Here is a 6,119-nt window from a genome sequence, read left to right as displayed (position 1 = left end):
CGTCAACGTCCTCTGGGCCCTCCTGCGCGACGGACGCTGCTATGAGCTCACGCCACCCGTCACCCTAGCCGCTTGACAAACAGCATTAGGAATCGCTGCGACAGATCAACGAACGCCCGATACGCGCATCCTTCCGGCCAGGTGCCACACCCCGATCATGTGCGATTAATGCGCGATTGAACGCGCGAATCATTGCGCGATTGGGGTATGCTGTCTATCGGAGGTGACCTCTGTGTCCACTGAGAATGAGCTGTTCCGCGCCGTCGATGCGCTGCTGGAGCAAGTCGCGCAGGATGATCTGCCAGCCCCTGCGGAGCGCAAGCGTCTGCGGGAGGCGGCGGGCTTGAGTCAGGCGCAGATCGCCACGGCGCTGGACGCCCGCCGGGAAGCGGTGGGGAACTGGGAGACTGGGCGGACCGAGCCGCGGCCGCCGAAGCGCGCCGCGTACGTCCGTCTCCTGGAGGGCCTCGCCCAGCGGTTCCCCGCCCCGGCCGCCGACGCGCCCGCCGCTGCCCCGGCCCCCGCGGTCCCGGAGGCGTTCACCGGCCTGGCCCCGGAGCCAGTCCCGGAGCCGGCCCCGGCGCCCGCCGCTGTCCCGCCGTCCCGCCCGAAGGCGGCGGCGAGCGACACCACCAGGCCGTCGACGTCGTCGCGGCGCCCGGGTGCGAAGAAGGCGGTGCCGAAGAGGACCACGGCGGCCGCCGCTGTCGACCCGCGGTTCGAGAACGGGCCGCTCGCTGTGATCGACTGCGAGGACGGGCAGGTGTCGGCGTACTGCGTCGGCGGCCTGGTCCTGGACGTGCCCGCCAAGACGATTCCGGCGCTGGTCGACTGGACGCTGACCGAGGCCCGGCTCGGGCAGGCCCGGCTGCACCGCAACGGCCGTGACGCCGACCCGATCCTCGTCCTCACCCCGGCCGCGTTGGAGCGCTACAGCCTGCCCGCCACCCTGTCGGAGGAGGAGCGGCGCCACGGACGGCTCCCGGCCGGCCACAAGGTGGTCAAGCAGATCGAGCGGGCCGGGCTCCAGCTCACCCAGCGCGGGTTCGGCCCATGGGCCCGCGTCTACCGCGAGCCCGAGGGCTCCAAGCGCCGCTGCGTCCAGCTGTGCATCCTGCCGTGGAACGCGCTGGACGCCCGGGAGTGGGACCGCAAGGACGACCCGCAGCTGCCGACGATGCACCCGGCCGACCTCGCCCGCTACCTCGGCCTGTACGCGGCTCGGGTGATGACGCCGCGCGGCACCACCGCGACGACCGGCCTGGAACTGATGACCGCGCTGCGCCCGCCGACCCGCGCGGAGAAGGACCCGGCCACCGGAGAGTTCAAGCGGGCCTTCAACACCGACGCCCTCACCGCCCTGTATCCCGTGGTGGAGTGCGAGGTCCCCGACGAACACCCAAAGCTGAAGGACAAGTTCGCCCGGCACCACCTGCGCACCCCGGCAGAGATGCTGATGGAGGAGCCCTACGACTGGTGCCGACCGCTGACCGACGAGGAGTGCATGAACCAGTTCCTGGTCACGGTCGATATCAACATGTCGTTCGCCGCGGCCGCGAACGGACTCACGGTCGGGCTGAACGGGCCGACCCACCTGGAGAACAACCCGAAGTTCGACGCGTCGCTGCCCGGCTCGTGGCTCGTGGACCTCTCGCACGTCGACCTGTCCCGCGTTCAGATCAACGGCCGCACCGTCGACGGCGACCGGCTGCCCTCGCCGTTCACGCCGAAGGGCGACCGTCCGACCGGCCCGGCCTGGTATGCCACGCCCACCGTGCAGTACGCGGTGGAGCTCGGCTTCGACGTCGCGCCGATCGAGGCGCACGTGCGCACCCAGACCGGCCGCTACCTGGACCCCTGGTACAAGCGGCTGCGCGACGCCTACATCGCGACCATGGCCGACCTGGGCGTCACCACCGACCTGTCGGGAGCCGAGTTCCTGGGGGCGATGACCCGCTCCAAGCAGGTCGACCCGACGATGTCGCTGCTGGCCACCGCGATCAAGGCGACCGCGAAGGGCGGCATCGGCAAGCTGCGCCAGCGCAGCCGGGGCCAAGTGCCGTACTACGAGGAGTACCCGGCGCTCAAGCGGGAGACGTGGCGTCCCGACATCCGGGCCGCCGTGCTCGCGACGCAGCGCGTCGGCCTGCACCGCAAGCTGATGAAGACGGCGGCTGCCGCCGGCCTGTACCCGGTCGCGATCGGCACCGACGCGATCGTCTACCCCTCGCCCGGCCCGTCCCCGCTGGACGTCCTGCCGCACACGCCCGAGGGCAAGCCGGTGCCGGGCACGTTCCGGCTCGGAATCTCGCCCGGGATGGTCAAGCACCAGGGCACCCAGACCGTCCTGTGGGCAGAAAAGCAGTTCGAGGAACGCGGCGGCGTCTTCAACATCGCCAACCTCATCAAGACCGACCAGAGCGCCGGAGAAGGGGAGTAACCGATGGTCGACTCGCTCGGGGACAGTCTGGACCGCGCGCTGGAGGGGGCGTTCACCCGCCGCATCCCCCAGAGCGCCCAGGCGCAGATGAAGTACCTGGTCAAGCAGCTCAAGGGCACCAAGGCCGCCGCCCAGGCGCTCGGGATCTCCCAGCGCACCGTGGAGCGGTACATCTCGGGCAAGCTCAAGCGGCCCCGCCAGGACCTGCGCGGCCGCCTGGAGCGCGAGGTCAAGAAGCGGTGGCAGCCGCAGATCCGCGCGAAGGCGAGGAAGAAGGCGGCGTCCACGGACGGCCTGGTCGTCTCCACCCGCGCCCGCTTCGGGTTCACCGCCGCCTCGGGCACGACCGACGACGCCCGGATCCGCGACATCATCCAGGCCCTGCCGCCCGAGTGGGCCGACCGCCTGTTCACCGCCCGCGAGCAGGGCGCCAACGAGCGGCAGCTCCAGCAGATCGCGGCCGACGGCCTCGCGCAGATGTACTTCCGCGCCAACAACAGCCGCGCGCACGGCCTCGGAGTGGAGTTCACCGACGTGGAGCAAATCCAGATCGACCTGTGATTACCCACGCACGCCAAGGGGGCCCGAACCGTGCCGGTTCGGGCCCCTTCACATGCCGCCAGGTCAGCCCGCGGCGACCTGCCGGTAGTCCTCGTACGTCGCGGCCTGCACAATCTCCATCCGGGCGAGCACTCTCGCACCGTCGTCCTGCTTCGTCGCGCCGCTGGCGAACTCCAGCAGCACCCGTGCCTCATCCCGGTCCTGGCCGTCCTGGATGAGCGGTTTCGTAGGTGCGGCTACTCCTTGCCGTGTTCCAGACGTCGGCGGGCCTCCTCTCGCCGGGCCGCGGCCTCGTACGCGGTGGAAGTTGTACTCCTCGCCGCCGCTGACGATCGTGACGTCGCAGCCGCACCCGAAACCGTCGTCGGAGTCCTCATACGCGCCGTCCTCGTGATAGGTGTTCAGCGTCACCGCCCCGTCGTGCTGCTCGGCAAGCAGGGCCGCCACGTCCCCCACGGTCTGGTGGGCATCAGCGGGCACCGGAGCGGAGCTGGGGGCGGCGTTCAGGGCGTGCACTGTGGTGGAGGCGTGCCGGGCAACCAGGCCGTGGATCGTCTCGGACACCGACCGCAGCGTCGCCAGGCCGTCGCTCAGGTTCGCCAGCTGCCCAGCGCCGGCCGGGGCGGGCAGCTTGGCCTCGCCACGCTCGACGATCCGGCCGACCGCGCGCACGAGTTCCTGGAGGGCGTCGGCGCTCCTGTCCGCGTTCAGCGGCATCTCACCCCACTTCAGGCCCCGCCGCCACCTGATGACCGCCACCGAATACCGCACCGAGATGACCACCCGCTTCGCCGTCTGGGACCAGATCACCGGCGTCGCCGGCCTGCCTGCCGCAGCGTGATGCAGGCCCCCGCCCGACCCCTCCACGCCCTGACGCGCCCTCAACCGATCAACACCCCACCAACGTGACAACGCCTCTCGAAGAGGTAACTGCGGGCGACCCGGTAGCGGGTGCCGACTCCGGGCGCGGTCAGCGTGCGGCGGCACAGGGCGATCCACTCGCTTTCGGGCAGCAAGACGGTGTAGTCCAGGCGTCGCCGCCGGCCGTAGTCGATCGGAACCTTGTGGTTGTCGAGGTAGGTCGCGAGCTGGATCAGGGCGAGTTGGATGTCCTCGTAGTGAGCGTCGTCGCGCAGTGCCTGGAGCACGTGCGTCAGGTTGGGCTGGTTGATGAGGTTGCCGACCTTCTTGACCGCGTCGGGGAGTTCGAGGCGGCTGTTCACCAGCATCAGGCTGGACGAGAGTGCGGCGGCGAGGTTCTCGCGGACCTGCGGGACGGGGTTGAGACGTACGGCCCACAATGGCCAGATGAGGCTGGGGATCTTGCGGGCCCGGGCGGTCAGCTGCGAGGGCGTGGTGGTCGGGAGCGACGGCGCGGGCAGCGCGGTGCGGTAGCGCAGGGCAGAGTTGGGCCACAGAGTCGGCGCAACGGTCTTGAGGTGGACGGCCTCGAGCACAGGGCTGTTGCTGCGGCCCCAGTTCCGGGTCACCGTGGGGCTGGCCCAGTAGCCGCGCTCCACGATCGCGTCGAGCAAGTCCTTCATGCGCGGAGCGGCCCGGCGGCAGTCGGCCTGCCCAAGGATGCTCCAGGCGGCGACAGCCCCCGCGGCCGTGGTCTCCGCATAGGCGGGGGCCGCACGACCGGGATCGAGGGGCGCGCGCCGCTGGGTGCCTGTCAGGGCGCTGTTGTGCTCCCGGGCGCGGAAGTGAGCGTCCACGAGTTCCTCGCGCCCCACCGCCGGGGCCACCGAGTCTGCTGCCCGTGGTGGCCGGCGGTCGCCCTGGACGCCGTAGACGGGGGCTGGGTGCTGGAAGTGCCGCAGGTCCCGGCCCCGGCCGGAGCCGAGCTCACGGACTGGTTCGCGTGGCTGGGCACCGGCCTGTCGCTGAGGATCGAGCGGGCCCACGCCTCGGGCCGCGGCGGCGACGGCATGGTCTGCCTCACTACCGGCGCGCTCACCCAGCTCGGGCTCCCGGCCGCGCTGCCGACGAGGGAGAAGGCCCTGGCCGGGCTGCAGGCCAGGCTGGCGAAGGCCGCCGCGTCGGTGGGGATGGAGGTCTCCGACACGATCGGCCCGACGTTCCACGCCTTTCGCCGCAAGGGCTCCGCGGGCGGCCCCCGCACATCTCTACCTGGTCGCACCGTGGCTGGGACAGGGCGACGCCCGCCAGCAGGATGTCAGCGCGCTGGCCAGGAGAGCACACCACTCCAGCGGCCGCGGCGATCTGCACGGCGGTCGTTCCAGCACTGGTCGTACTCCGGTTTCCCGGCTTTCGTCGCCAGGACTGATCCGGCGGCTGGTGGCGGGTGGGTTGGATCGCCGGTAGAGGAGAGAGCGCTGCTGCTGGGCGTGCGGGCCTGGGCTGGCGCCAGGATCAGCACCCCGGCGCCCGGCATTGCGAAAAGGTAAGGGAATTTCCTCACGGGAGTGCAATGACCGATGCGCTGGAATGGCGCCCGTCGCCACGACACTCTCCCCTCCTCACCGACGAGAGCGCGGCGACCCCTTTCCCGTTGCCGGTCCGCACAGGCGGGCCGACTTGCTCTTGGAGGCATTCATGAATCGATCTGCGCGCTGGCACCGCGGCCTGGCCGCAGGGGCGGTCGCTCTTGTCCTGGGAACCACAGCGGCAGCGTGCGGCGGGCACCAGGACAAGTCGGCGGGCGGCGGGGGCTCGGCGGACGCGGCGACGGGGGTGAAGTACGCGGCGTGCATGCGTAAGCAGGGCGTTCAGGTCGAGGATCCGAAGCCGGGTGACGTCCCGAGGATCCCGGAGGGCGTCTCTCAGGACCTCCTGAACAAGGCGGCGAAGGTGTGCGGACAGGCCTCCGGATCGGCCGCGGGCCGCGCCGGTGACGGCGGCCAGGCCCAGGACCCCAAGGTGCAGGCACTCAGCCTCGAGTTGCAGAAGTGCATGCGCGACAACGGCTGGACCGCGCCGCAGGAGCAGAACGGATCGGCGTCCATCGATGCGGGCGACCCCGCGTACCGACAGGCGAGGAAGGCCTGCGAGTCGATCACTGAGGCTCCGCCAAGCTCGTTTCCGCAGTTCAGCGGGGCTGGTGTGATGCGTCGGTGAGGTCCTCACGCTGGCAGGTGGAGTGATCGTTAGCACG

At 70.9% G+C, this 6,119-nt stretch carries 5 protein-coding genes and 1 pseudogene; 4 read left to right on the top strand and 2 right to left on the bottom strand.

Features of this window, described 5'->3' with window-relative positions; translation table 11 throughout:
• Positions 1-232: 232 nt before the first annotated feature.
• Together ABZ826_RS38595 and ABZ826_RS38590 are read left to right on the top strand one after the other, a co-directional pair.
• Entirely contained in the window at positions 233-2,440 is a 2,208-nt protein-coding gene (locus ABZ826_RS38595; protein ID WP_361459163.1) for a helix-turn-helix transcriptional regulator, read from the top strand.
• Between the two features lie 3 nt (positions 2,441-2,443).
• Positions 2,444-3,001: an XRE family transcriptional regulator gene (locus ABZ826_RS38590; protein WP_361459161.1), complete on the top strand. Its 558-nt coding sequence runs from the start codon at positions 2,444-2,446 to the stop codon at positions 2,999-3,001.
• A 63-nt stretch (positions 3,002-3,064) separates the two neighbouring features.
• On the opposite strand, the gene ABZ826_RS38585 is transcribed toward ABZ826_RS38590, so the two are convergent.
• Entirely contained in the window at positions 3,065-3,718 is a 654-nt protein-coding gene (locus tag ABZ826_RS38585; RefSeq protein WP_361459165.1) for a hypothetical protein, read from the bottom strand.
• On the opposite strand from ABZ826_RS38585, the pseudogene ABZ826_RS38580 reads away from it, so the two are divergent.
• Positions 3,699-3,842 (top strand): annotated as a pseudogene (locus ABZ826_RS38580) (IS6 family transposase); the annotation flags it as partial. The gene ABZ826_RS38585 and the pseudogene ABZ826_RS38580 sit on opposite strands and share 20 nt — an antisense overlap.
• A 40-nt stretch (positions 3,843-3,882) precedes the next feature.
• On the opposite strand, the gene ABZ826_RS38575 reads toward ABZ826_RS38580, so the two are convergent.
• Complete coding sequence (locus tag ABZ826_RS38575) at positions 3,883-4,719, bottom strand: hypothetical protein (protein ID WP_361459159.1); 837 nt, start codon at positions 4,717-4,719, stop codon at positions 3,883-3,885.
• An 841-nt stretch (positions 4,720-5,560) separates the two neighbouring features.
• Between ABZ826_RS38575 and ABZ826_RS38570 the strand changes: the two genes are divergently transcribed.
• Positions 5,561-6,082, top strand: a complete 522-nt coding sequence (locus ABZ826_RS38570) for a hypothetical protein (RefSeq protein WP_361459157.1) — start codon at positions 5,561-5,563, stop codon at positions 6,080-6,082.
• The last annotated feature ends 37 nt before the right edge of the window (positions 6,083-6,119 follow it).

It is taken from the genome of Streptomyces sp. NPDC047515 (assembly GCF_040643055.1).
GTDB lineage: Bacteria > Actinomycetota > Actinomycetes > Streptomycetales > Streptomycetaceae > Streptomyces.
This window is presented reverse-complemented; position numbering and strand designations above follow the sequence as displayed.

What these genes read in the sequence shown, in the direction of transcription:
- ABZ826_RS38590 (WP_361459161.1), top strand. Translation starts at nt 2,444, where the DNA reads ATGGTCGACTCGCTCGGGGACAGTCTGGACCGCGCGCTGGAGGGGGCG.
- ABZ826_RS38585 (WP_361459165.1), bottom strand. Translation starts at nt 3,718, where the DNA reads ATGCCGCTGAACGCGGACAGGAGCGCCGACGCCCTCCAGGAACTCGTG.
- ABZ826_RS38570 (WP_361459157.1), top strand. Translation starts at nt 5,561, where the DNA reads ATGAATCGATCTGCGCGCTGGCACCGCGGCCTGGCCGCAGGGGCGGTC.